We start from the raw sequence: 23,065 nt of genomic DNA on the forward strand, positions 1-23,065 counted from the left end.
ATCCCAAGCCCCCCTGTTCGATTCTCTTGGCGACATCGCCGGCACGACCGACTGGTCCCCGGAGCGATCGAACGGTCTCAGTGACCTGGCGGGCATCCGCTTCCAACTGCCTCATCCGAGGTCGTGCGCGCGAAACCGACTGCCCAAAAGACACGGCTGATTTGTCAGCCGAGTCCAGCGACCTAGAAATACGCTCACGAAATCCTCCACGTGACGCTTCAATGCGTCGGCGAAGTCTCGTTGCACCATCCCCTGTATTGGCGATCTGCTTTGCAAAAGCATCGAGCCTGTCCGTCTGTGGCAACCGTCCCGCCACTTGACCGACTTTGCCAGTCCAGCTCTGCGAGTTGCGCGCGAGTTCGTCGAGACGCTTCTCTATCGAACGCAAACCAACGGGATCGAGCTTTTTAGACACGCTTTCAGCGTTCGACGAAACCTTCGCAATGAGGTCTGCTGGACCACCGCCGCCCAAGAGTCCTCCGCCCTTTGCTGGTACGATCGGGAACTGCTGCCCCTCTCGGGCCGCGAGCACCGGGTTGCGATTGTTGTCGCCGCTCAGGCTCAGTTTTGCCGATCCATCAAATAACGACCGTTCGATCGATGCTGTCACACCTCGATGAAGAATCGTGTCACTGGTCAGCACGAACCGCACGGTCACGAAATCTGGATTTTTGGGCTGAACCTTGATCTCAGTTATGCGACCGATGGCAACGCCGAGAAGGTTCACGGCCGACCCCGGTTGCAGGCCATCGACGGATTGTTCAAATCGTATCTCGTACGTCGGCCCCTTGGCATCGCTCGCCTGGAGAAGCCACAAAGCGAATCCGATCGCAGTGACCATGAGCAGGCCCACGATCAGGCTCACCTTCAACCAGTTTGAATGCGTTTCCATCGGGAGCTAGGAATCCCGAGACCTGTCGCGCCAGGCGCGATGCTTTGCGGTCAGCTCTGCGTGCGCCGCGCTCATCGCCGCCTCACACCTTCCAAAACGGCCAGTGCAACAGCGCCGAAAGCCAACAGTCCCGCCAGGAGAGGCTGCGAGGAAAACACTATCGCGGCGCAGATCGCGAGGGTGGCAGGATAGAGCTGCGGAGTACCCCTGCCGGCACGCTCTCTTCCGCGTAGACGCTCAAGGTCCTTGGGCGCGATACTGACGGTGATCGAGCCGGTTCGCGCAACCTTCTCGATCTGTCCGACGAGGTTCGGCGTTGACAGAACCGCTCGTCCGAGCGCTGCGAGCAGCTTGCCCGCCTCGCCGCGCAGCCGGGCAGGGCTCGCCCGCTCCCGCATCATTTCCTTTGCTATGGGAGCAAGCTCGCGAGCAATGTCGAATGCCGGATCGATGCGCCGGACGAACCCCTCGGCGGTCAGCAAGGTCCGGAGCACTAAAGCGAGGTCAGGCGGAAGCGCGAGATGAAAGTCGCGCAGAATCGCGAATACCATCTGAAAAATGTCGGCGAGGTCAATCTGATCGAGCAGGACGTTGCTGAAGCGGTCGATCAGTTCGGCCATTGCCTCTTCAAGCCGGACCCGGTCCACGTCCGGATCACCGGCCCAGAGCATAAGGATATCGACGACACCGCCGGTGTCCTCCGAAGCGATCGCGAGGCCAAGCCGAACGAGTTCCTCCCGGCGTCTCGGCAGGAGGGTGCCCACGGCCCCGAAATCGATCAGGCCAAGCGTCCCGTCTTCAAGAAAGAAGACGTTGCCGGGATGCGGATCGGCGTGGAAGTGACCGTTGATGATGATCATGCGCAGGATCGCTTGCGCATATGTGCTGGCGAGCGCAGCCAGATCGAGATCGCTCCGGCGTGCCGCATCCAGATCGCTTGCGGGAAATCCGCGGAGCCGCTCCTGGATGTTCACTCGCCTACCCGAAAGCTCCCAATCGAAGCGCGCGGTCCGAACCCCGTAGTTTTTAAGATATTCACCGATCGCGTCGCTGGCGCGCGCTTCTGCGCTGAGGTCCATCTCCCGGGCGAGGCTCTCGGCGAAATGGCGCAGCAGCTCGTCCGGCTTCAGTCTTGCGATCTCGGGGATACGGCGCTCCGCGACCCGGGCCAGTCTTCGCAAGAGCCGAAGATCGGCATCGACGATCCGCTCGATGCCTGGGCGGCGAATCTTGACGATGACGTCCCGCCCGTCGAGCAGCGTCGCCGCATGCGCCTGAGCGATCGAGCCTGCCGCAAGCGCTTCGGTGTCAAAGTGGCTGAAACTTGTTTCGATTGGGCCGCCGATCGCTTCCTCGATCAGCGGTTGCACGGCCGCGAATGGAAGCGGAGGAACGCGGTCCTGCAGTTTTGAAAGTGCATCGACCCATGCCGGCTCCAGAAGGTCGCTTCGCATCGCGAGGATCTGTCCGAATTTGACCGCGACAGGACCGATATCCCGCAAAAGCGCGACAATCGCTTCCGGCCGGGTATCTTCAAGCGGCTCGTCCCCCCCCACCCCCAGACCCAGCCGAGCGGCCAGCCCCTTGAGACCGTGCCGCCCGAACAGGACGAGAATCTGTGCGAACCGCTCCCTTTCTTTTAGAGCAGTCGTATCGGCTTCATCGGTAGGAGCTCGATCAATCATGCGCCCGGCTTTTCGGGGCGGGAACTTGGGTCTCGGGAACGCTGGCCTTCGTCTCCAGATGGTCGACGAGCCGGTTCAAATGCTTGATCGCCGCGTCGAGGCCCTCGAGTTCATCCGCTGTCAGGCTTCCGAAGGTCTGCCCCACGATGTCGTCGTAGAGCGGCATGGCCAGTCCCAACGTGGCCCGGCCGGCGTCTGTGATCTGCACCAGTTTGGACCGGCGATCGTCCGGAGCAGGCGATCGTGACACGAGACCATTTTGTTCGAGCGCGTCGATCGCCTGGGTGACAGTGCGGGGCGCCTGATCGAAAAAGCTCGCAATGTCGGTGGAGCGGCGCGGTTGTTCCGCGAGATACGCGAGCAGTTTTAGTTGGGCCATCGATGCACCCTGACAGGCAAGATAGGCGTCGATCAGTCGCCGCATCCTGTACCAGGTCCAGCCGAAGGTGGTTGCGATCCCACGTATACCCGATTGGTGAGGTTCCATATAATGTGGTATTGCCGAAGCTCGGCCGCCGTGGCAAGTCCCCCGGTTCTTTGAATCGATAGTTGATCGGGAATAGAATGGTGGAAGATCCCCCAGTCGGTTCAGGCGACCATGACGATGTCGGTGAGCGGCCCGCCGGTCCGCTCAAGTCGGTACGGGTTCGGTTGGCGCTATTGATTGTCGCGATCGCGATCGTGGGAGCGGGGTTGGTATGGTATTTTGACCATCAGAACCGCGGCAAGTTCATGCAGAAAACCGACAACGCTTATGTGGCGGCGGACTCTGTCGTGGTGGCCCCGAAAGTTGCCGGATATGTCGAGCGCGTGTTTGTCAGCGCGAACCAAGCGGTCCGCAAAGGGCAGCAGTTGGCAGAACTGGACCCTCGCGAATATCGAGCCCAAAGCGAGCAGATCACCAGCCAGATCGACACAGCGAAAGCTGCGGTCGAGACGAGCCGTTCGCAGATCGCTGAACAGCAGGCGACAATCGTCCAGGCGCGTGCTCAGGCGGCCTCGGCGCGCGCCGAGGCCGCCTTCGCGCGGCAGCAGGTTGCGCGCTATCAGCCGCTGGCGGCGTCTGGCGCAGAGCCAGGCGAGCGATTTGCTCAGCTTCAGACGCAGGCACGACAGGCAGATGAGCGCGCCAATGCTGCTCAGGCCGGCCTTACCGCAGCAGAAAGGCGCGTTGGCACGCTTGGTGCGCAGGTACGACAGGCGCAATCGCAAGCCGAAGCCGCTCGCGCTCAGCTCTCCGCCGCGCGTGTGAACACCGAATCGACGTTGCTCAAGGCAGCGATCGATGGTCGCGTCGGCGATCTCGCTGTCCGGGTAGGGCAGTTCGTACAGCCCGGAACGCGCCTGATGACGCTGGTGCCGGTGGAGCGCCTCTTCATCGAGGCCAATTTTAAAGAGACGCAGCTAGGTCTCATGCGAGTCGGCCAGCCCGTCAGCATCGACGTCGACGCGCTCCCCGGGGTCGAGCTGAAAGGGCGGGTTGCCAGCTTCGCACCGGGCACAGGTGCCCAGTTCTCCGTGCTCCCGCCGCAAAACGCGACCGGCAACTTCACGAAGATCGTTCAGCGCGTGCCCGTCCGTATCGCGATCGATGCGCCGCCCGAAGTCAGGCCCCTTCTGGTTCCCGGAATGTCGGTCGGCATTACTGTCGATACCCGTTCGGCGAAAGGCGACCTGGAGAGAATCCGGCAGGCCGTAAGTCGGAAGCGCTGAGCGTGGCGACGGTTGCTGCATCTGCGGGGACGTTACGCGCCGAGCGAGCCGACTCGACGGCCTGGATCGCGGTCGCGGCCGGCGCGCTGGGCGCGCTGCTCGCGACACTCGACATCTCGATCGTCAACTCGGCGCTGCCGACTATCCAAGGGGAGATCGGAGCGACCGGCACGGAAGGAACGTGGATCGCCACGGCTTTTCTCGTTGCCGAGATCATCATCATACCGCTGAGCGCGTGGCTGGAACGGCTTTTAGGGTTGAGGACACTTCTCCTCATCTCGGTGACCTCTTTTACAGGATTCTCGGTCCTGTGCGGCACGGCTACGGATCTGATGACAATGATCGTCGGAAGGGCGGGTCAGGGGTTCACGGGCGGCGTGCTCATCCCGACAGCGATGACGATCGTCGCAAAGCGCCTCCCGCCATCGCAACAGCCGATCGGCATGGCCCTTTTTGGAATGACCGTCATTCTGGGTCCGGTTCTTGGCCCCCTGCTCGGAGGCTGGCTCACGGAAAATCTGAGCTGGCATTATGCCTTCTTCGTCAACGTGCCGGTCTGCGGTCTGCTCTTGCTGCTGCTGCTGCTCGGCCTGCCGCACGAGAAAACGAACTGGGTCTATTTCCGCGAGGCGGACTGGTTCGGGATCGTCGGCATGATCCTCGGCCTGGGAGGACTGACGGTCGTGCTTGAGGAAGGGCACCGTGAAGAATGGTTTGAATCGACGTACATCGTCCGGCTGACGATCATGACCCTGATTGGTTTTGTCATGCTGGGTATCGGACAATTCAGGGCCGCCAAGCCTGTGCTTAAGCTGCGGATCGTGATGAATCGACAATTCGGCAGCGTCGTCGTCATGGCGCTGGCGCTGGGCATGGTGATGTACGGCTCGACCTTCGTCATCCCGCAATTCCTCGCGCTGATCGCTAACTATAACGCCCTTGAGACGGGTCAGGTGATTTTCCTCATGGGTGTGCCTGCCTTCCTACTGATGCCCGTCATCCCGCTGCTTATCCGCGTCGTCGATATCAGGATCGCCGTTGGCACAGGCCTTGCGCTCATGGCCGCCAGCTGCCTCGTCAACACCAGCCTCACCGCGGAATCTGCCGGAGAAGCCTTTACCGCCGGACAGTTACTGCGTGGTGTCGGCATGATCCTCACCATGCTGTTCCTGAACCAGGCCACTATCGCTTCGGTCAGCAAGGAGGATGCCGGTGATGCATCAGGCATCTTCAATGCCGCACGAAATCTCGGCGGGTCGTTCGCTTTGGCCGCCCTGGCCTCCTTTCAGGACCAGCGAATGTCGCTCCATAGCCGACGGATGGAAGAGACCCTTTGGGCAAACGACCCAAGGTTGCAGGATTATCTCGCCGGCATGACCAGGACGTTCGGCCAGATGGACGCCGCCCTTCAGTCGCTTGCCGGGACCATTCAGCAGCAGGCCTTCATCATGACGTACAATGACATTTTCCTGGCGATGGCGCTTGCGACACTAGCCACGCTTCCACTCGTTTTGTTCCTGCGCCCGCTGCCTAAAGGGCAGTCCATGGCGATGCATTGAGGCTGCGATGATAAACTTCAGAGGTCTCGTTCTCGCCCCCTTGCTGCTCGGCGGATGTGTCGTTGGCCCGGACTACGCCGGACCGCCGGGGTTGGATCGCGCCGCCCCCCAATCCAAGTTCGTGCGCCAGACCGCGAGTACGAGCACCAATGACCCCGCAGTTGCTGAGTGGTGGACGGCCCTTCAAGATCCGGTCCTGAACGAGCTTGAGCAACGCGCACTTGCAGCGAATCCGTCGATCGATGTCGCCCAGGCGCGACTCCGTCAGGCGCGTGCATCCGTGCGCCAGGAGCGCGCTAACCGCTTTCCGAAAGCTGGGGCACAAGCGACCGGAATCTTCGCCGACCTTCCCGGGATCGATCTGCAGTCAGCTCAGGGGAACGGCGCAACGCCCCCTTCCCAGGACGCGGATTCCTCTCTCCAGTTTTTCAATCTCGGCCTGAACGCAAATTGGGAAATCGATTTTGCGGGAGGCCAGATCCGAAAAATAGAATCCGCTAACGCACTAGCCGCAGCGGCGTCCTACAACGCGGCAGATGCACACGTTCAACTCGCAGCCGACGTTGCGCAAAGTTATACGAATCTGCGGGACCGGCAGCAGCGCGCCGCTGCACTTCGTGGGGGGCTGGACCTGCAGAAGCAGCAGCTAGGCCTCGCTCGGCAACGCTTTCAGCAGGGCACGGTGCCGGCCTTTGCCATTGGTCAGGCGAACCGCGCCATTCAGGCTACCAACGGCGATCTCGCTACGGCTGAGGCGGAGATCGGAATTTATCTCAATGCGCTCGCCGTGCTTGCAGGGGAGGCGCCAGGGAGGCTCGATTCCTTGCTGGCTATCCCGCGTGACGTCCCCTTGCCACCACAGGTCGTCGCCATCGGCGATCCCGCCTCTCTACTTCGCCGTCGACCCGACATACGCGCCGCCGAGCGCAATCTGGCGGCCACGACCGCCCGGATTGGCGTCGCTGAAGCAGCGCGTTTTCCCAAGATCAGCTTTATGGGGATCCTAGGCATCGGCGGAACGTCTGTCGGAGACCTGGTCGATCTGGGAAATATCTCCAACATTGCCGTGCCCCAGCTACAATGGGGGTTGCTCGATTTTGGACGAACTTCGGCCCAGATAACGCAAGCGCGCGCTGGACGAGACGAAGCTGAGGCACAGTATCGACAGGTCGTTCTAGGTGCGTTCCAAGACGCCGAGAATTCGCTCGCGCGCTTTGCACAGCAACGTCGCAATGTGGCAGCGCTCGCCGAGATCAAGCGATCGGCCGACGAGTCAGACATTTTGACACAACAACGCTTCCAGCGACAGGTGATTTCCCGCAGTGACGCACTCGAGTCCGGTCGTCAGAAAGTGCTTGCTGCATCAAACCTTCAAAGCGCTGTTGCGGCTCTTACGGCAAGTTATGTCGCCATCCAAAAATCACTAGGACTCGGGTGGCAGGAATCGACCTATCAAGGATTGGCACCCGATGCCTCGCCCAGGTCTCTCGGAACAACCAAGTAGTTCATCAGCCAATCCCGCCCGTGCGGCCCTTGTATTGCTGACGTACAGGAATGTCGGCATCGACAAGCGGGGTGCCAGCCGCCTTGCTTCACCTTTCGCCAAACGGGTCTTCAGCTTTAGGGCGCGACCCTGCCGGGCACGGCTCTATCGGCGCGATTGCGCCGACCAAGCCACCGTGCCGGCGTCTCGGCCCTGAGGGGTGACGATCCTCGCGTGAGGTGTGCCACGTGGCACACCCGCGGACGCGCACGGCGCGAACGATCCTCGATTGGCGTCGACGCCCTCCCCCGGAGGCCATCCGACGCGGGGAACACCAAGGGCTGCTGCCCTTTCGTTCCCGAAGGAAAATAGACAGCCCCGTGTGGTCCGCCAAGCGCGGCACCCGCCACCCTATGGGGTGTCGGCCGCGCTAGGCGGCCTGCCCGCACCAGGCCGTCGATTTTCCTCCTCCCTCCCCATCCCGCTCCTCGCCGGAGAGGCAGACCCGGTTGCTGCGGCAACCGGCTTTCAGCCTCGAAGGAAAGGAGACAGGACAATGACTTACACTCGATACAAGGGCGACCCGTATTGGAAGCGCGCGAAGACTGACGGGACCAGCGCGGACGGCATTCCCTACGCCAAGGGCGAACGTGTTTTCTTCTACCCGCGCACCGGCGCGACCTACGCGGGCGACGGCGCGACACGCGCATCGGTCGAGTTTGACGAACTCGCAGCCCTCGAAGGCTGACCCCCTCCCCATCACCGAACTTAACTCAGATCAGGAGTTTTCAATCATGGCTATCACCTATCCCAAACTGTCGCAGCTTCGCCTTTCCCCGCTCAATCAGCGCTGCGTGAAGCCGTCCGCCATCGAGAGCATGGCCGACGATATCGACGCGCACGGCCTCATTCAGAACCTTGTCGCCTACGAAGAGGACGGGCTGTTTTGGGTTTTTGCCGGAGGACGCCGCTACCGGGGCTTGAAGCTGTTGGCGAAGCGCAAGCGGATCAAGAACAGCGACACTTTTCCCGTCGAGGTGCGGGACAAGAGCGAGGCCATCGAGCTTTCTCTGATCGAGAACGAGCAACGCGAAGACATGCACCCCGCCGACCGTATCCGCTCCTATGGAGCGCTCCGCGATACCGGCATGTCCGCCGAGGATATCGCCGCCCGGTCCGGTGTGGCGGTCAGCTTCGTCTATAAGATGCTTCGCCTTTCCGCGCTTGCACCGTCGTTGATCGACCTTATCGCCAAGGATCAGCTATCGCTCGACGCGGCGCGCGCGCTTACCCTCACCGACGATCACGACCAGCAGATCAAGGTCTGCAAGGCGGCGAACGGCCAAGCCCATACCATCCGCCGGATGCTCACCACCGAGAAGGTCGCGACCACCCACGGCGCATTCCTGTTCGTCGGACGCGAAGCCTATGAGGCCAAAGGCGGGACCATCACGGCAGACCTGTTTTCGCAGGGCGACGCCGGTTATGCCGACCAGCCCGAGCTGGTGCAGGAACTGGCAGAGGAAATGCTGGACGGCATCGCCGCCGAATATCGCGCGATCGGTTGGCACGAGGTTCGCGCCGAACTGGACCGGCCCCACGACCTTTACATGAAGGGCAGCATCTATCCGGCGACCCGCGAGCCGACCGAGGCCGAGGCCGAGCGGCTTGCCGCGATCGATACCGAGATCGAGGCCATTGCCGAGGCCGAGGGCGCGGACAGCGAGCGCATCGAACCGCTATCCGACGAGCGGGACGCGATCACCGGAGGCCTTCGCGGCTTCAATGCCGAACAGGTGGCAATCGGGGGCGTGGCGCTTTGGGTTTCCCACGACGGTTCGCTCGGCAGGAGCTTCTATCGTGCCAAGGCCGAGCCTAAGCCCAAGACCACCAGCGACGGCCCGGCTCCGCTCTACAGCAACAGCCTGTTCGCGGACCTGTCGCGCATCAAGACGCAGATCGTGCAGGAAGCCGTTGCCGCCGACCCGGCGCTGGCGTTGGATATCATGCTGGACAGCCTTGCGGGCCAGTTGCTCCACGGCGCGCACAACTTCCAGATGGCGCTTGAGGTTCAGGCCAAGACGGTTGCGACCGACGTTCCCGACGAGCTTATGGCGACAAGCGATGTTCGTCCGGTTGAGGAAATGATGGCGACCCGGTTCGCATCCATCCCCGCCGAAGGCCGGTTCGAGGCCATCCGCAGCATGGAGGCCGACGACAAGATGGCGTTGCTTGCCGGGCTTGTCGCGATGACCGTGGACGGCACGGTGTTCGCGGGCGGTTCCCCCGGGACCCGGCATCACCATTTCGAGCAGATCGCGCGCGCGAGCGGCGTGGACATCGCCGCGCGTTGGTCCGCACCCATCGGCCTGTTCGACAAGATGCGTCGCGCGGCGATGATTGACCTGTTGCGCGAGGAATGCGGTGCCCCCAGCGCCGAGAATTGCGCGAGCATCAAGAAAAAGGCGGACCTTGCCGTCAACGTGTCGGGACGACTTCCCGGCAACTGGCTTCCCGCCCCGATGAAGATCGGTGCGTTCGACCAGCCCGAGCGCGACCCGGAGAGCATCGACCCAGACATAGACGGCGACGGCATCGAGGGTGTCGAGAATGACGAGATGGCCGACGACGAAATGGCGTGAAGTTTGGGGGGCCGGTGTTCATCGGCCCCCTTCCATCACCATCACGCCTACGTGCGGCCCCGTCGCCAGCGCGCCCGCCCTGCCTTCTGCAGGCGGGCGCGCCTGCGTTTCCTGGCGGAACCGCGCGGCGCCGCCCGACCAAGGCCGGGCGGCGCCTGGGCGACTTCACGACAATGTGACCGATCGAGTCAGGGAATTATCGTCAGACGGTGCGGGGATCGGGTAGAATGGCCTCGACTGGCAGTGGACGGATGTAGCAGCTCCCCCGCAATCTCGCCGGTCAAAGGAGGTGAATTGGATTGACAACATTCGAGACCATCATGGTCGTGTTGGCTGCATTTCGCTGGTCGTCGCGATCGTCACGTTGGGGAAAAAGTAATTCGACCCTGACGGGGGCGGGGGCCTAGCAGGGTTCCCGTCCCTTTTTTTCGCTACCATAAAGTTTGAGCCCGCCGAGTAGCAGCTCGACGGGCTCAGGATGGTGCATCGGACTAACGTCGATACGAGACCGACTCCGATATACGCCTTTCGGGCTTAACAACCAATAGCAGGATGGCACTTCATCCTGAAACGGGGCGGGACAGAATGAGCGAGCAGACCGAGAACAGCATTAGCATGATCGAGCTGGCGACCGAGCTAACCGCCGCATGGCTCGGAAACCCCAACACGCGCGTCGAGGCCGACGCCGTGCCCGCCTTCCTCGCCGCCATCCACGCCGCGATCGTCCAACTCGACGCTGGCACGGGATCGGGACAGGCCGCGCCCAATGCTACGCCCGAGGGTGACGTCCAGCACATGCCGGCAGTCACCGCCCGAAAGTCGCTCGCCTCGCCGGAGCGGATCATATCGATGATCGACGGCAAGCCGTATCGCACCCTTCGTCGCCACCTTTCCACGCACGGCCTCACCCCCGACGAGTATCGCGCGCGCTACAATCTGAAACCCGATCATCCGATGGTCGCGCCTGCTTACAGCGAGGCGCGCCGCGCGATGGCGAAGAAGATCGGACTCGGCCGCAAGCCGGCCTCGCCTCCCCCGTCGCCAGCACCTGAGGCAGCGGCGCCGAAGCCGCGCCGGCGCAAGCTCAGCGTCTCGGCGACGGGCTGACGACCCGCTGCCGGTGTGCCACGTGGCACACTTGACCCCGCTGACGCCGCATCGAGCCGGGCGAGCAGATCGCCCAGGGCGCGACGGCGATAGGCGTTGAACCAGCGCCTACGTCGATGCTCGGCCGCGTCATGGATCATGTGGCACCGTTGGCAGAGCGCGGCGAGGTTTCGGGCTGTATTGTCGGTCGGATCATGGTTCAGGTGCGCGCACGCGATGTAGACCCGCGTGACGCGCACGATCGCCGCCACACCTGCGTCAGGGGCTCGCACGCGCCGTCCCCGCCCGTCGCGCCACTGGCGGCGATCGGCGTCCCACCAGCGGCCATCGCCGAGGTGGAACACCCGCTGACCATGCGGACGCTGGCAATGCTCGCAGCGCCCTTTGGCGCGGCCGAAGCGGATCAGCTTCGACAGCTCGGGCCAATCGATTGGATAAAGCCAGCGATGTTCGGCCATGATCGGCATGACGATTCTATGAGTCAGCCAAGTCGAGAACGGAAGCAGAAAATCGACCCGCAATCCGCCACTCCGATCAGCGGACCACCCGTGCCGAGTGGGCGTGATTTTAGAGGCAGTCCGTCAGTCTCTTCCTATCGTGAGGGACGCAGCGCGCCGCCTCAAGGATCGGCGGTTCCCCCCAATTTGCTGCGCAAATCGGCTCCCCCGCTGCCCGGCACGCCGGCCCGCTGCGCGGTCCTGTGACCCGGCGCGCTGCGCCCCTCCCGCTAGGTGTCGCCAATCACGGCAACACGGAGGTTTCCATGTCCCATCATCGTTTGTTCGAGCAGCTCGCATTCGAGCGCGCGCTTGGCATGGCCGCGATCAATGCGCTGGCACAGGCTATCGTCGACAGTGACCAATTCCGAGCCGAGGGCCGCGACCGTGACCCGCTTCACTTTTGGGTCCTCGCCGGCGAGCTTGAAGACGTCGTGCAGGATCGCATCCGGGACGTGCTGGATGGTCCGGGCATTGCCGCGATCGAGCGCGGCGAGCTGTTCCATCAGCCACGTGTCGTCGAGCTGGTCTTTGCTGCTCGCGACGCACGTAACGCGCCCTCGTAACGGGGGCGCGCTTGCGCGCGAAAATGCCGTGCGGAGATCCGCACGGTGTTTCTGTGCCGCCCGATCGCCGCGACGATCGGCGCGCAGGGGAACGCCAAGGGCGCTGCCCTTTCGTTCCCGAACGACAATCGACCGCCCGAGTAATCCGCCAAGCACGGCACCCGGCGCTCCGCACCGGCCGCGCTAGGGCGGCTCGCCCGCGCCAGCGGTAGATTCTCGCCCTCCCTCCCCATCCCGTTCCTCGCCGGAACGGCAGGGCCGCAGGCCGTGGCCTTGCGGCCCATGCCAGAAGGAGGATCAGTCATGCGTAATCCCGAACACCTCGACATCATCCGTCGCCTGAACGACGCCGCCCGCAGTAGGCCGGGCACAGCATCGATCGCGAACGTGACGATCGGCTTTCAATCGCTTCCCGACGCGGACCGCTTCGCCGCGCTCGCGCAGATTGTGAGCTTCACGCAATTTGACGGCAACAATGACCCTTATGGGGAGCATGACTTCGGGGCGATCTACCGCATAGCGACCGGGGAATGGACGCAGCAGCGGCCGAGTGACGAGAAGACCATTGCAACGACCGTGTTCTGGAAACTGGATTACTACGATAACAGCCTCACCTTCGGCAGTGACGCACCGTGGGACGAGCAGCGGACCAAGCGCGTGCTGACGATCATGCTCGCGAGTGAGTATTAAGGTTTGAATCTGGTGCGATCCGCGCTCGCAGGAGCGCGGATCGCGACATGACGGGGTTGCAGCGGGCCAGTGATTTGTTGAGAAATCACGCCGGAAAGCGTAGGGTTAATGTTGGAAGGAGAGGACGTGATGGGCGACATCGATCTTGAAGCGCTTCGCGGTCGTATCCGCTCGATGACCTTCGAGCGTGGCACTCCGGAGCAGATCGCCCTCTGGCGCGACGACGTTTCAGAGTCGCGGGCCAACCTCGTCATCGAGGACATGACGCCGACCGAGGCCGAGGATGCGATGTTCGCGCTGATGCTGGACGAGGGTGTGCCTCCCGCGCTGATGCCGTCGATCATCCTCGACCTCTACAAACCGGGAACCAGCCAGATCGCCGCTTAGCCTTGGCGAACGATCCATATACCTACCCCGGCACGGACACGCTCCGTAATCGGCTCGGGATTACCGATGATAAGACGCTGGCCGAGGCCGAGCGGCGACTTACGCAGGCGCGCGGCGCGGAGGCCGCGCGCTTGACCTTTCCGGCGACGGCGGACGGCTACCGCGCCCTCCATAAGCATCTCTTTCAAGACCTCTACGAATGGGCGGGCCAGGACCGCACCGTCGACACCGCCAAGGGCGGCGCGCGCTTCGCACACGTGCCCTACATCGCGCGCGAACTCGACAAGCTGTTTGCAGACGTGGGGGCGAAGAACGGCCTTCGCGGACTTCCTCGAGACGAGTTTTTCGACAGGCTCGGCAACCACATCAACGAGATCAACGCCATTCATCCTTTCCGCGAAGGCAATGGTCGCACGATGCGCCATCACGCCGCGCAGCTCGCGCGCGATGCCGGCCATCCGATCCGTATCGCATCGATCGACAAGACGGCATGGATGGACGCTTCGCGGCATGGCTTTCTGACCGGCGATCATCGTGGGATGACCGCGGTCCTCGCCGGCTCAGCGATCCGGCGCGACCTCGCGCCCGAGGCGCGCATCGGCCCCGCCGGTATCGCCATGCTCCCCCAGCGCGCGCCGCCCGAAGGGCAACGCTACCGAATGACGCTCGCCAAGGTGCGCGAAGAGCTGGAACGCTATCTGCCAGCCGCCCGCCAACAGGCGGCCGACCGGCTGCGCGGCTTGATAAAGGACGGTGCGCCGACCGCGACCATCGCGAACGCGCGCACCGAGCTTGCCTACGTCCGGCACGCCAAGGGGCCGGTCTATCAGTCCCACCTTCTCACCTATTTCGGTGTTCGACAGGTCGATGCTGTCATCACAAAGGAGCAATCACCGCTTGAGCGGGTGCGGGAGATCGGAGCCGCGCTAGGCGTGCAGATCAACTCCCAGCAGCCGGCGCAGCTCCAAAAGGCGGTCCGCTCCCTTGAGCGGCCCGCCCTGCCCCCCGGCCATTCGCCGGGACAAGAGCGGTTGGCCGAGCTGTTCCTGAAGAACACCCCGGAAAAGAACAACGCGGACCCGCGTCTCGCGCCCGCCCAGGCGATCGTCGACGCCGCCATAAAGACGGCGCGCGATCGGGGAGAGAGCGTCCGTATGGTCAGCACGATCGGGGACTCGACCCGCCAGCTCCTCGCCGATCGCATTAAGACGGGCGGTGCCCTCGATGCGGAGATCGGACGTGGCCCTGATCAGGCGGCAGCGCCCGTGCCCCCTAGCCGCGATCGGACCCGCTAGCGCACGGAGACGCCCTATCGGTCGGTCTCCGCTTCAGCGAAAGCCTCTACGATCTGCGCTGCCTGCTCGAAATCGTTCTTTGGGTTTGCCATCCCGCGAGAGTGCCTGACCTGTGGCGGATCAGCAATGACGTAGGTATTTGGCAAGGGTTGGGTGCCACATGGCACATCAGGTTGGGCAAGGGCCACGATGTTGAGGGTTGAATCATTAACCCCCAGGTCTTAAATGACCCCCTGGAACGACAGATCGGTTGAGTCGCTGAAAGGTGACGACAGCGTTCCCCCGCCCTCGCAAGAGGGTCCACGCGTGATGCGAGATAGGGGCAACCCTAAGCGGATATCGAGTGAACTTAAGGGGCGCCTCTGGCGCCCCTTATCGTTTGTACTGCCGACGCACCTTCTCACCGCGTAACGTCTTGTCGACGAGGACAACGAAGCGGATCTTGGTCATATCGCGTTCGGGCACAGCTTGGCCGACCGTAGGGCTATAAGCGCTTTCCACCCGAAGCCGCAGATCGCAACCAGACCCTTTCTCGGCCTTAGTAATCCTAAAAAACATTCGATAATCGGCACCGGCCGTACCCCCGGGCATGGTGATGCGAACGAAGTTGGATTCCGGCGTGAGGAATACAGCCGAGGTTGGCAGACCCTGTATGATCCCAGGCAATGCCTTGGATAGGTCATAGCGCACCTGGTCGAATACCCGACGCTTGTCGCGATCCCAGACATCGACATCTCCCCCAAGGTGTACCTGCGCATCGAACGTTTCGGAGAAGCAGTGGTTCGAAAACACAACGTCGATACGCACGCCCGCTGCCTTGGTGGCTGTTGGTACCACCAAGCTGAACGGCTCGAGATGATCGAAACCGATCTCTTGGCCAGCAACGGTAAGGGGATGAAAATACGACAAGATCAGCCGGCCTTCTTCGCGGTCGCGCGAATGCGATGGCCCGGTCGCTCGGGAGAGCGACGGGCCGCTTTAGCCTCCTCGCGGGCCTTCATCATGTCCTCGGCAATCGGGCCAAGCTTCTCGACTAGCGGTGCCAGATCATAGATGTTGCTGGTCTGCCCACCGAGGCGATTGTGGCGTGCCACACGGCGGATAAGGCCTTCGGATTCCAGTCGCCCTACCGCACGCTGGATCGTCTTTTCGGACACGCCGATACGCTCCCCCAATCGCTTCTTCGATGGGAACGGCATATCCTCGTTTTCCCACCAGTGATCGATCATCTGGAGCAACACGCTGAACTCGATCGGTCCGACGTGCAGACGTACCAGCGCTCGCAGCAAGACGGACGGGATAAGGGTGAATCCCGGCTCCAGCACCTTCTTGGTCCACCGCTTTTCGAAGCTCTTGGCTTCAGGGGGAATTGGAGCGGCAGGCCGAAGTGGCACCACCTTTTCAGTTTCTGACGACATTGCTTGCATCTCCGCGTTCATAGAGGCTAAATGCCTCGTACGCGGCACGATTTAAAGGTCCGCGGCGGGTCGACCCCCGGGACTTTAGTGTCCGCCCCCCAGGTCATCGTTGCCCTTGAGCCCTGGACCTGTATGACCCGCGAAGCAGTACGCGTGTCCATCCAGCATGCAATCGCGCAGAACGCGATCAGAGTACATAGTGGGTCCTGGTCAGGTTTGACCTGGGGGTCAGCGTGAAAACGTACGCTATCGCGCAGCTCGCCATCGATTCTTTGCCCCTCCGTTGCGACGTTGGTGGGCCAGGCGCAGGCCCACCAACGTCATTCCTGCTTCAAGGCACCGATCGTATCGCCTCGGCCATGCCGAGAACGACCCGTTCGAAAACGACCGGTGTCGATAGTGCAGCGTCGACATCATGCGCCCACTCTGGGGTGTTCGCCGTCCAGGCCATAAGCCGGCTCGAACCCACTAAGCCCAAATGCTCGGCAAAATAGGCGTTGAGGATAATAGCCGGGATCATACCCCGGATCAGCTCCTTGTCCTTCGGCCAGATCGTCGCCGACAGATCAAAGAAGCGCGCGAATGCCTGAATGCGACCAACCGCCGCCAGATCCCGGAGGGTTTCCTTTATGGGACCAGACGGCAAGATATAAGCTTCCCCACCATATTGAAGGAGGGTTTCCGCAAGTCGGAGAGCATCGTCGATCCCGATCGCCGCCAGTGCGTCACGCAGCGCGTTGCTCGCATCGCCGGCATATCCCGGTTCGCTAAGCCAATACGTTACCTTGTCGATCTTATCGCGCAGTACGCGATCGAGGATTTCGTCGCGATCGGGCGGGACGATGGCGACATGGTCATCTCGCACATCGATGATGCCGGCATCCTGAAGGGTCTTCAACTCGACCGCGAAACGCGGGTGAAGCGCGTCCTTGCCGAACACCTCTTCCGGCGTTCCCTCGAACACCATCGCCAGCGTGTCGGGTTCGAGCCGGGCATATGGGCGCTCGCCGCCATTGATGTTGAGAAGCACACCCGGGACAAGCTTCTCGCGCAGTCGTTGGCCCGGCCCGGAGCCTCGTCGGATCGCCGGATCGTGACGAAGCATCGCAGCGGCCGTGAACTGATAGGGAAAGACGTAGCGATACCATCCAGCGGGAACATCGCCGGCAGGCGCTTCTTCCCTGGGCTCCCGATTGAGCCAAGCCCTGACCGGAGCTTCGCACGGGGCCGGCAACGCTTCTAACAGCCGGCGCCGGAAGGTTTCCGGGTCACAATGGCGCTCTTGTTTCTTGAGAGCGCTAGTCATGTCGTGCCAGTCCCGAAAACCGCCACCGCGGGCCACGGCGTGCTGCGACTTGCGCAATGGATACGCAAAACCGCTGGTTTTCATAATTCTATCGAGCGAATTGGCGCGCTGTTTTGCACCGTCGATTGTCGAATACATACGCATCTCCTTCTCGGCCAGACAGAGACGCGCTGCTCGTCTCCAACGGCCGGATCAGGGTGCGGACGCAGGAGCATTCAAAACTCGTTGGACCATGAGATCCTTCGCCAAGGCAGCGGCCGTGCCAACGGTGGTGACACGGCTAACAGGTAGGATCATCCATCCAGGCCGGCAAGGGCTATGTCGCGATCGGTATCTCCCCGATCCGTGTTGTCCAGGCCGGGCTCTTCTGTGATCGCTTGGTATCGAACGATCGCGCCCCGCATCCTTGTGCGGCAAGGATGACGGTGTTTCGCCCGAACCGGTCGTTGAGCCCGTCCATCGCGGCTAGCAGTGCCGGTGCCTTTGGGTCCGGCACTGCGAAGAGGTCAGTCTGCCCCTGCCCTTCCGGCGTCAGATCCTCCAGCAGCACTCCGCATTTCGTATAGACGCCTCCCGGCTGAAACATCGCCTCCATCATCTTCGCTGCGATCCCAATGATGACGCGGGGATCGTTGATTGGGGGAGATAGCCGCGCCGATCGCGACGCCGATGGTGGGTTGGCACGGTATCGAGACCCATGCGCGAACGCGATCAATTGGCTCGCCGCCAGCCCTTGCGCTCGTATCTTTTCGGCCGCTCGCGCAGCGCGCCGCGCCATCGCCTCGCGCAGCTCGTCGAGCGCGGTGACAGGCTCGGATCGAACAGGCGCTCCGCGCTAACATAGAAGTTGGAGACGTCGACGATCGCCCACGACATACCGTCTAGCGCCGGTAGTCGCGGACGCCTGTCCGCACGACGCTCCATATTTCCACGCCTTCGGCCGACGTCGGTTCGTAGCATTGCTGGCTGTTACGGGCCTCGTGGAATGCGCCGCCGCGTCGCTCGACGAGCTGGCGGCAAACGAAGCTACCATCGACGATCGCTATCACAATATGCCCTTGTGCAGGGCGGGTGTCGCGATCGACCACGACTACATCGTTATCGTAGATCCCGGCCTCGATCATGCTGCTGCCGCTGATGCGGAACACGAAGCTCGCGGCCAGATCGAGCCTCAACAGCTCTATCAGGCTTATCGCGTCGTCCTGCCAATCTTGGGCAGGGCTTGGAAAGCCGGCGCCCGCAGCGCCGACGATCCGTAGAAGAATCCCCGTCGGCACCTCGGCGATCGGCACCGGCTGCATCAGTGGCAGCATAGTGATTCCCTTCGCGCCCCTTGTAGCGCCCGATGGAACGGAAAGGGAACACGCAGATGCTCCGTCTGGCTCATTGTGTTGAAGCACGCGCCGTCCGGAAAACGGTCGTATTCTGGACACCGTATAGACGCTGGACGCAGCGAACACCGTCCCAGCGCTTTGGCGCTGGCGACCGTCCACCTTTCAGTCTAGGTATCAGCGTCTAGATAACGTCGGGTGAACTCGAATGCTGGACAATGACAGCGCGGCGATCAAGAAGGCAGGCCCGATGCGGGTGGGCTACGCGCGTGTGTCGACCGACGACCAGAACCTAGCAGGGCAATTGGACGAGCTGCGCGCCAGCGGATGCGCCGATATCTATTCGGAGCATGGCAGCGGCAAGAAGGACGACCGGCCCGAGTTGGCGAACGCGCTGCGCACGTTACGCACTGGCGATACGCTGGTGGTGACGCGGCTCGATCGGCTCGGCCGCAACCTGCCCCACCTGATCGCTACGGTGAATGCCCTCGCCAAGCGCGGCGTCGGCTTTGAAAGCCTTGCCGAACGGCTCGACACCACCAGCGCCGGGGGCGAGCTGATTTTTCATATCTTCGCCAGCATGGCGCAATTCGAGCGCCGGCTTAACAGCGAGCGGACCAGGGCCGGGTTGAAGGCCGCTCGCGCGAGAGGCCGCAATGGCGGCCGTCCCCCGATCCTGTCACTCTCGCAACTGCGCCAGGCCAAGCGGCTGCTGGACGATCCAGAGGTGACGGCCCGCGAGGTCGCGCACACATTCGGCGTCAGCCGGTCGACGCTCTACAACAACCTCGCCCGCCTCGACATGCCCGCCGGCGAGCGCGTCACATGAGTTTATCCGCGAAAGCACGAATCCTAGCCCCTAGGGCGGCGTCGACAAGGACGGCCCCACAGGCCCGCCCTCTGTCTTCGTGCTTTCCCGGATCAATTCCCCGAGCTGGATTCGTGCTTTTGCGGATCAATGCAAAGGGGGCGAGAATGGAACCGCGTCATTGGCGCCATGATGGAGACGAGGCCGATGCCGCCAACCCAAGCTGATCTTTTCGCCCTCGACAGCCCGCTTATGAGCGAAGTGCGAGGCGAGCGATCCTTGATGGCGTTCCCGTTCTTCGCACTCAGCAAGGGCAAGTGGACCAAAACGCTTTCCTACAAGACCGACAGCGTTTCGATAGAGATCGTGCCTACGGCAAAGGGCGTTGCGACGATCTATGACAAGGAGATCGTCCTTTACATCGCCAGCTTGATGGTTGCGAAGCTCGAAGCTGGCGGCGAAGTCTCGCAGGACTTCTATTTTACCGCGCATGACCTGTTCACCGTGACGGGCAACAATCCTTCCGCGCGATCCTATACTCGCCTCTCGCAAGCGCTTGAACGGCTTCAGGGTACGCAGATCAAGACCGACATTGAGGCAGGTGGCGAAGGCGAGGAGGGGTATTTCTCGTGGCTTTCCGAGGCGAAACTTTATTACACGAAGAACGGTGACCGCCCAGGAGAGAAGCGTCTGAAAGCGGTCCGGGTGCGCCTGTGCGATTGGCTCTTTCGGGCGATCCTGCGCGACCGGCAGGTTCTCGACTATGCACCCGCCTATTTCCGGCTCGGTCCAGTCGAGCGCCGCCTATATGAAATCGCCCGTTCGGCTTGCGTCGATGGCGCTTACGAATTGAGCCTCGACGACTTACGTCTCCAGCTCGGCTATCAAAACTCTCTCGCCCATTTTCGCCATGCTTTGAAGGCGATATTAGAGGCCGATGCCATACCGGACTACCGGGTAATACTGTGCGACGCCCCGCCCAGCGGCGCGAAGACAGCGCCTCGACCCGGTAGAAAGACCGGATACTGCCAAGTCGTGATCGAACCGAAAGTCATGAAGCTAGCGAGCGCATCCGCGCTCGCCTGATTCGCGGCAGGGGGGCAGCGCGCGGGTCGATTGATCCGCGAAAGCACGAATCCAAAACCCTCATTGATCCGCGAAAGCACGAATCCCAGCGGCATTGATCCGGGATAGCACGAACGATTTTCGGCATTGATCCGGGATAGCACGAACCGCCAGCGCTTCCGCGTCGCCGTTTAATTCTGCAAAATCCTCTCGACCGGCAGCACGTCGGCAAGATCGAGGAAAGAGCGGCTGTGACCACATAAACGAATGCCCGGCACGAAGGCCGGGCACCCTGGAACGTGATGAGCGATGCTTGGCGGCATCGATCAGGTCGTAAGACACCTCTCTCATACCCGTTCCCGAGCCTCGGTTCAAGGGAGCGCGCTTCGCGCCACGCTCTAGTTTTGCCTGGTCCCAGCCCCGAAAGGGGACGAAAGATGGGAGCTGTTTCAATCGCGCGCGCGAGTTTCATGGCGCTCGAAAGGGTGACGAACGAGCGGGCCAGGTCGCGATCGGGCGCCCCGAACCCGACGCGCGCTCACGTCCATCCTCACAGCCGGAAAGCCGGCACGTTCGAGGACGACTTCTTCTACACCTATGCGAAGGGCGAGACGGACCGGCTCTATCGCAACGCCGTCGAGCTGCTGAAGCGTAAGAACGCGATCAGGCGCCTTGCCCGCGCCGAGGCCCGTCAGCTCACCGAGGCCGAACGCCTCGTCACGCTGATTACGCCCGCGGCCGTGCGGGTGTTCGAGCAGCTAACGCAGCTCGCCCGCACATGCGCCGGCAAGGTGTTCCCGACATGGGAATGGATCGAGACGCACACGGGGTTGTCGCGCGCGAGCGTCGGGCGCGGCCTCAAGATCCTCGCCAGTATGGGGATGCTCGACAGGCAGCGGCGATGCGTCCCGGTCGAACCAACCCCCGATCGCCCAAAGGCGCGCTATGAGCAGACGTCAAACGTCTACCGGATGCGCTTCCCGAACAGCCTTGTCCCTTTCCTTCCGCGATGCTTCCGTCCGTCTCCCCTGCCCGATGACGTGGTGCAGCGGGAAGCCGACCGTATCGAGGAGATCGAAGCGATGCGCCTATGGCGCTCCCCCCGCCAAGTCGCGGCCGAGGATATTGATGACGCCGGCCTGCGCAGCATCATGATCCGCCTCGCTATCGGCATCGAGGAACGAGAGTCTCAAAAAAATGGTCAACCGCTCCATGATTCATCTATTCTATGTTCAGATGGAGTTGGCCTAGTCGGCCAACGCTCTGGCGCCTGACGGCGAGAAGCGCCTAGACCAACCCAAAACCCACGCAATAACCGGTAATACCAAGCCGAAGCGTCGGACGCGCCTACGGCGCGGTGCTCCCGAGGGGAGCATGCGACTTCTGTTGCGCTCAAATGGTTGAGCTGATGCCCGGTCGAACCGTTTTTCGTCCTTGAGCGCCGCCGTAGCGCCAAGCCCCAAGCGAGGGCGGCGCGATTGTCGTCGGCATCCTTCCCTTTCCACGTGGTCGACTCCCAATTTCCCCGCGGCCGAGCCGAGCTTGCGCCGATCGTTACCTGATACCGAGATCCTTGCGCCTGCCGACAACGCACCGATCGCGACGGCCCAGGCCGAGTCCTTCGTCTGGCTATTCCTATGTCGATGGGAAAATGGGCGCTCGCCGCCTTCTACGATCAAGAGAATAACCGGCTTCGCCTACGGTTTCCGCTTCGCGGACCCTCCGTTTTTTCTCTTGATCGCGGCGCCTTCGCTCCCCTTCAAATCCCATCAGGAATTAGCCTGATCGATCGAAGGACAGGACCATGCAGAACATCGCGGAGTTTCGGATCATCGGCCGGGTCGGCAAGATCACCGAGCATGACAAGGTGACGAAGGTCAGCGTCGCCGCCAACTACAACCGCCAGGAGAATGGCGAGTGGGTGACGGACACGCACTGGAACGAGGTGACGGTGTTCGGCAAACTGATCGAGCGCGCCGGCAAGTCGCAGAAGGGCGATTTGGTGCATATCACTGGCCGGGTCCGGCAGAACTCCTACGACGCGGCCGAGGGCAAGCGCTACACCGTCGAGCTGATCGCCGACGGTGTAGCTATCCTCGCCAAGGGTTCGGAGGACCGCGACTAATCGCGGTCGGGGCCGCCTACCGGCGGCCCTTCCCGCCTTCGCAATTCCAGCTCGACGGCCTCGCGCAGCAAGTCAGCCTGACTCTCGCCTGGCCGCAGGACGGATTTGATGCGACCAAGCGTTCCTTTCGGAAAGCGCGCGAGCGTTTGGTCCTCCATTGGAGGGCGACCGACTGACCGGATATTGCTAGACGTCATCCAATGCCCTAGTAATTACCGATACCGCATATTGACGGCATTAGCGGTATCGTATATTACAGGATGCGCCTTTCATCAAGGCGACGGAGGCAAAGGCCATGTTGGGAAATCTGCTGGTAGTCGGGCTCTTCGTCCTAATCGTGTGGGCCATCGCTAAGGGCGGCTCCGGCTACAACGGCGCGCGCACGTGGAGCGGCGACACCCCGGACGAGGAAGGCCGTCGCAATACGCGGACGGACTCCAACTATCAGGGGCATGACCGCTGGACCGACAACCGCTCCGATCGCGGCTGGTAGAGC

At 62.4% G+C, this 23,065-nt stretch carries 24 protein-coding genes and 1 pseudogene; 14 read left to right on the forward strand and 11 right to left on the reverse strand.

Annotated elements, in window-relative coordinates; translation table 11 throughout:
* The 3 genes from AC1MLZ_RS24765 to AC1MLZ_RS24775 all read right to left on the reverse strand — a co-directional run.
* A partial coding sequence (locus tag AC1MLZ_RS24765) for an MlaD family protein (RefSeq protein ID WP_480962474.1) occupies positions 1 to 865 on the reverse strand: 865 nt, incomplete at its 3' end.
* Between the two features lie 98 nt (positions 866 to 963).
* On the reverse strand, positions 964 to 2,577 hold the full coding sequence (locus AC1MLZ_RS24770; RefSeq protein ID WP_150412019.1) for an ABC1 kinase family protein: 1,614 nt from the start codon (positions 2,575 to 2,577) through the stop codon (positions 964 to 966).
* The gene (locus tag AC1MLZ_RS24775; RefSeq protein ID WP_051519962.1) at positions 2,570 to 3,001 is read right to left on the reverse strand and encodes a MarR family winged helix-turn-helix transcriptional regulator; all 432 of its coding nucleotides are present in this window, start codon (positions 2,999 to 3,001) and stop codon (positions 2,570 to 2,572) included. Before AC1MLZ_RS24775 ends, AC1MLZ_RS24770 begins: the two co-directional genes overlap by 8 nt.
* A gap of 140 nt (positions 3,002 to 3,141) precedes the next feature.
* Here AC1MLZ_RS24775 and AC1MLZ_RS24780 point away from each other — a divergent pair, with 140 nt between their 5' ends.
* The 6 genes from AC1MLZ_RS24780 (at position 3,142) to AC1MLZ_RS24805 (ending at position 11,081) form a co-directional block, all read left to right on the forward strand.
* Positions 3,142 to 4,290 carry an HlyD family secretion protein gene (locus tag AC1MLZ_RS24780; protein ID WP_066485706.1) on the forward strand — a complete coding sequence of 383 codons (1,149 nt, stop codon included), beginning with the start codon at positions 3,142 to 3,144 and terminating at the stop codon, positions 4,288 to 4,290.
* A 2-nt stretch (positions 4,291 to 4,292) separates the two neighbouring features.
* Entirely contained in the window at positions 4,293 to 5,849 is a 1,557-nt protein-coding gene (locus AC1MLZ_RS24785) for an MDR family MFS transporter (protein WP_480962475.1), read from the forward strand.
* 7 nt (positions 5,850 to 5,856) lie between these two features.
* The gene (locus tag AC1MLZ_RS24790) at positions 5,857 to 7,353 is read left to right on the forward strand and encodes an efflux transporter outer membrane subunit (protein WP_480962476.1); all 1,497 of its coding nucleotides are present in this window, start codon (positions 5,857 to 5,859) and stop codon (positions 7,351 to 7,353) included.
* A 535-nt stretch (positions 7,354 to 7,888) separates the two neighbouring features.
* On the forward strand, positions 7,889 to 8,080 hold the full coding sequence (locus AC1MLZ_RS24795) for a hypothetical protein (RefSeq protein ID WP_480962477.1): 192 nt from the start codon (positions 7,889 to 7,891) through the stop codon (positions 8,078 to 8,080).
* 46 nt (positions 8,081 to 8,126) lie between these two features.
* Positions 8,127 to 9,974, forward strand: a complete 1,848-nt coding sequence (locus tag AC1MLZ_RS24800) for a ParB/RepB/Spo0J family partition protein (protein WP_480962478.1) — start codon at positions 8,127 to 8,129, stop codon at positions 9,972 to 9,974.
* Between the two features lie 585 nt (positions 9,975 to 10,559).
* The gene (locus AC1MLZ_RS24805; RefSeq protein WP_480962479.1) at positions 10,560 to 11,081 is read left to right on the forward strand and encodes a Ros/MucR family transcriptional regulator; all 522 of its coding nucleotides are present in this window, start codon (positions 10,560 to 10,562) and stop codon (positions 11,079 to 11,081) included.
* A 65-nt stretch (positions 11,082 to 11,146) separates the two neighbouring features.
* Here the strand turns inward: AC1MLZ_RS24805 and AC1MLZ_RS24810 are convergent.
* Together AC1MLZ_RS24810 and AC1MLZ_RS24815 are read right to left on the reverse strand one after the other, a co-directional pair.
* A pseudogene (locus tag AC1MLZ_RS24810) lies at positions 11,147 to 11,548 on the reverse strand (hypothetical protein); the annotation flags it as partial.
* Positions 11,549 to 11,808: 260 nt separating this feature from the next.
* Positions 11,809 to 12,084 (reverse strand): hypothetical protein, encoded by a 276-nt coding sequence (locus AC1MLZ_RS24815; protein WP_480962480.1) that lies wholly within the window; start codon positions 12,082 to 12,084, stop codon positions 11,809 to 11,811.
* A gap of 363 nt (positions 12,085 to 12,447) precedes the next feature.
* Here AC1MLZ_RS24815 and AC1MLZ_RS24820 point away from each other — a divergent pair, with 363 nt between their 5' ends.
* The 3 genes from AC1MLZ_RS24820 (at position 12,448) to AC1MLZ_RS24830 (ending at position 14,516) form a co-directional block, all read left to right on the forward strand.
* Positions 12,448 to 12,834 carry a DUF3768 domain-containing protein gene (locus AC1MLZ_RS24820; protein ID WP_480962481.1) on the forward strand — a complete coding sequence of 129 codons (387 nt, stop codon included), beginning with the start codon at positions 12,448 to 12,450 and terminating at the stop codon, positions 12,832 to 12,834.
* 129 nt (positions 12,835 to 12,963) lie between these two features.
* Complete coding sequence (locus tag AC1MLZ_RS24825) at positions 12,964 to 13,221, forward strand: hypothetical protein (protein WP_480962482.1); 258 nt, start codon at positions 12,964 to 12,966, stop codon at positions 13,219 to 13,221.
* Between the two features lie 2 nt (positions 13,222 to 13,223).
* Positions 13,224 to 14,516, forward strand: coding sequence for a Fic/DOC family protein (locus tag AC1MLZ_RS24830; RefSeq protein ID WP_480962483.1), 1,293 nt, complete (start codon positions 13,224 to 13,226; stop codon positions 14,514 to 14,516).
* Between the two features lie 372 nt (positions 14,517 to 14,888).
* Here the strand turns inward: AC1MLZ_RS24830 and AC1MLZ_RS24835 are convergent, their stop codons facing one another.
* The 6 genes from AC1MLZ_RS24835 to AC1MLZ_RS24860 form a co-directional block, all read right to left on the reverse strand.
* On the reverse strand, positions 14,889 to 15,425 hold the full coding sequence (locus AC1MLZ_RS24835; protein ID WP_480962484.1) for a hypothetical protein: 537 nt from the start codon (positions 15,423 to 15,425) through the stop codon (positions 14,889 to 14,891).
* Between the two features lie 2 nt (positions 15,426 to 15,427).
* A complete protein-coding gene (locus tag AC1MLZ_RS24840; protein WP_480962485.1) occupies positions 15,428 to 15,934 on the reverse strand; it encodes a helix-turn-helix domain-containing protein in 507 nt (168 codons plus the stop codon).
* Between the two features lie 331 nt (positions 15,935 to 16,265).
* On the reverse strand, positions 16,266 to 17,378 hold the full coding sequence (locus AC1MLZ_RS24845) for a hypothetical protein (protein WP_480962486.1): 1,113 nt from the start codon (positions 17,376 to 17,378) through the stop codon (positions 16,266 to 16,268).
* A 178-nt stretch (positions 17,379 to 17,556) separates the two neighbouring features.
* The gene (locus AC1MLZ_RS24850) at positions 17,557 to 18,018 is read right to left on the reverse strand and encodes a DUF4113 domain-containing protein (RefSeq protein WP_480962487.1); all 462 of its coding nucleotides are present in this window, start codon (positions 18,016 to 18,018) and stop codon (positions 17,557 to 17,559) included.
* Positions 17,952 to 18,116, reverse strand: coding sequence for a hypothetical protein (locus tag AC1MLZ_RS24855; protein WP_480962525.1), 165 nt, complete (start codon positions 18,114 to 18,116; stop codon positions 17,952 to 17,954). The genes AC1MLZ_RS24850 and AC1MLZ_RS24855 overlap by 67 nt, the downstream gene beginning before the upstream one ends.
* A 5-nt stretch (positions 18,117 to 18,121) precedes the next feature.
* Positions 18,122 to 18,541: a LexA family protein gene (locus AC1MLZ_RS24860; RefSeq protein WP_480962488.1), complete on the reverse strand. Its 420-nt coding sequence runs from the start codon at positions 18,539 to 18,541 to the stop codon at positions 18,122 to 18,124.
* 238 nt (positions 18,542 to 18,779) lie between these two features.
* Here AC1MLZ_RS24860 and AC1MLZ_RS24865 point away from each other — a divergent pair, with 238 nt between their 5' ends.
* From AC1MLZ_RS24865 to AC1MLZ_RS24885, 5 genes are all read left to right on the forward strand, one after another.
* Positions 18,780 to 19,400 (forward strand): recombinase family protein, encoded by a 621-nt coding sequence (locus AC1MLZ_RS24865; RefSeq protein ID WP_151992082.1) that lies wholly within the window; start codon positions 18,780 to 18,782, stop codon positions 19,398 to 19,400.
* Positions 19,401 to 19,586: 186 nt separating this feature from the next.
* Positions 19,587 to 20,465, forward strand: coding sequence for a replication initiator protein A (locus tag AC1MLZ_RS24870; RefSeq protein WP_480962489.1), 879 nt, complete (start codon positions 19,587 to 19,589; stop codon positions 20,463 to 20,465).
* A gap of 281 nt (positions 20,466 to 20,746) precedes the next feature.
* Positions 20,747 to 21,718, forward strand: coding sequence for an RNA replicase (locus AC1MLZ_RS24875; protein ID WP_480962490.1), 972 nt, complete (start codon positions 20,747 to 20,749; stop codon positions 21,716 to 21,718).
* Between the two features lie 530 nt (positions 21,719 to 22,248).
* A complete protein-coding gene (locus AC1MLZ_RS24880; protein WP_480962491.1) occupies positions 22,249 to 22,569 on the forward strand; it encodes a single-stranded DNA-binding protein in 321 nt (106 codons plus the stop codon).
* Positions 22,570 to 22,864: 295 nt separating this feature from the next.
* A complete protein-coding gene (locus AC1MLZ_RS24885) occupies positions 22,865 to 23,062 on the forward strand; it encodes a hypothetical protein (RefSeq protein WP_151992086.1) in 198 nt (65 codons plus the stop codon).
* Positions 23,063 to 23,065: the final 3 nt, after the last annotated feature.

The organism is Sphingomonas sp. PEI4, from assembly GCF_056679955.1.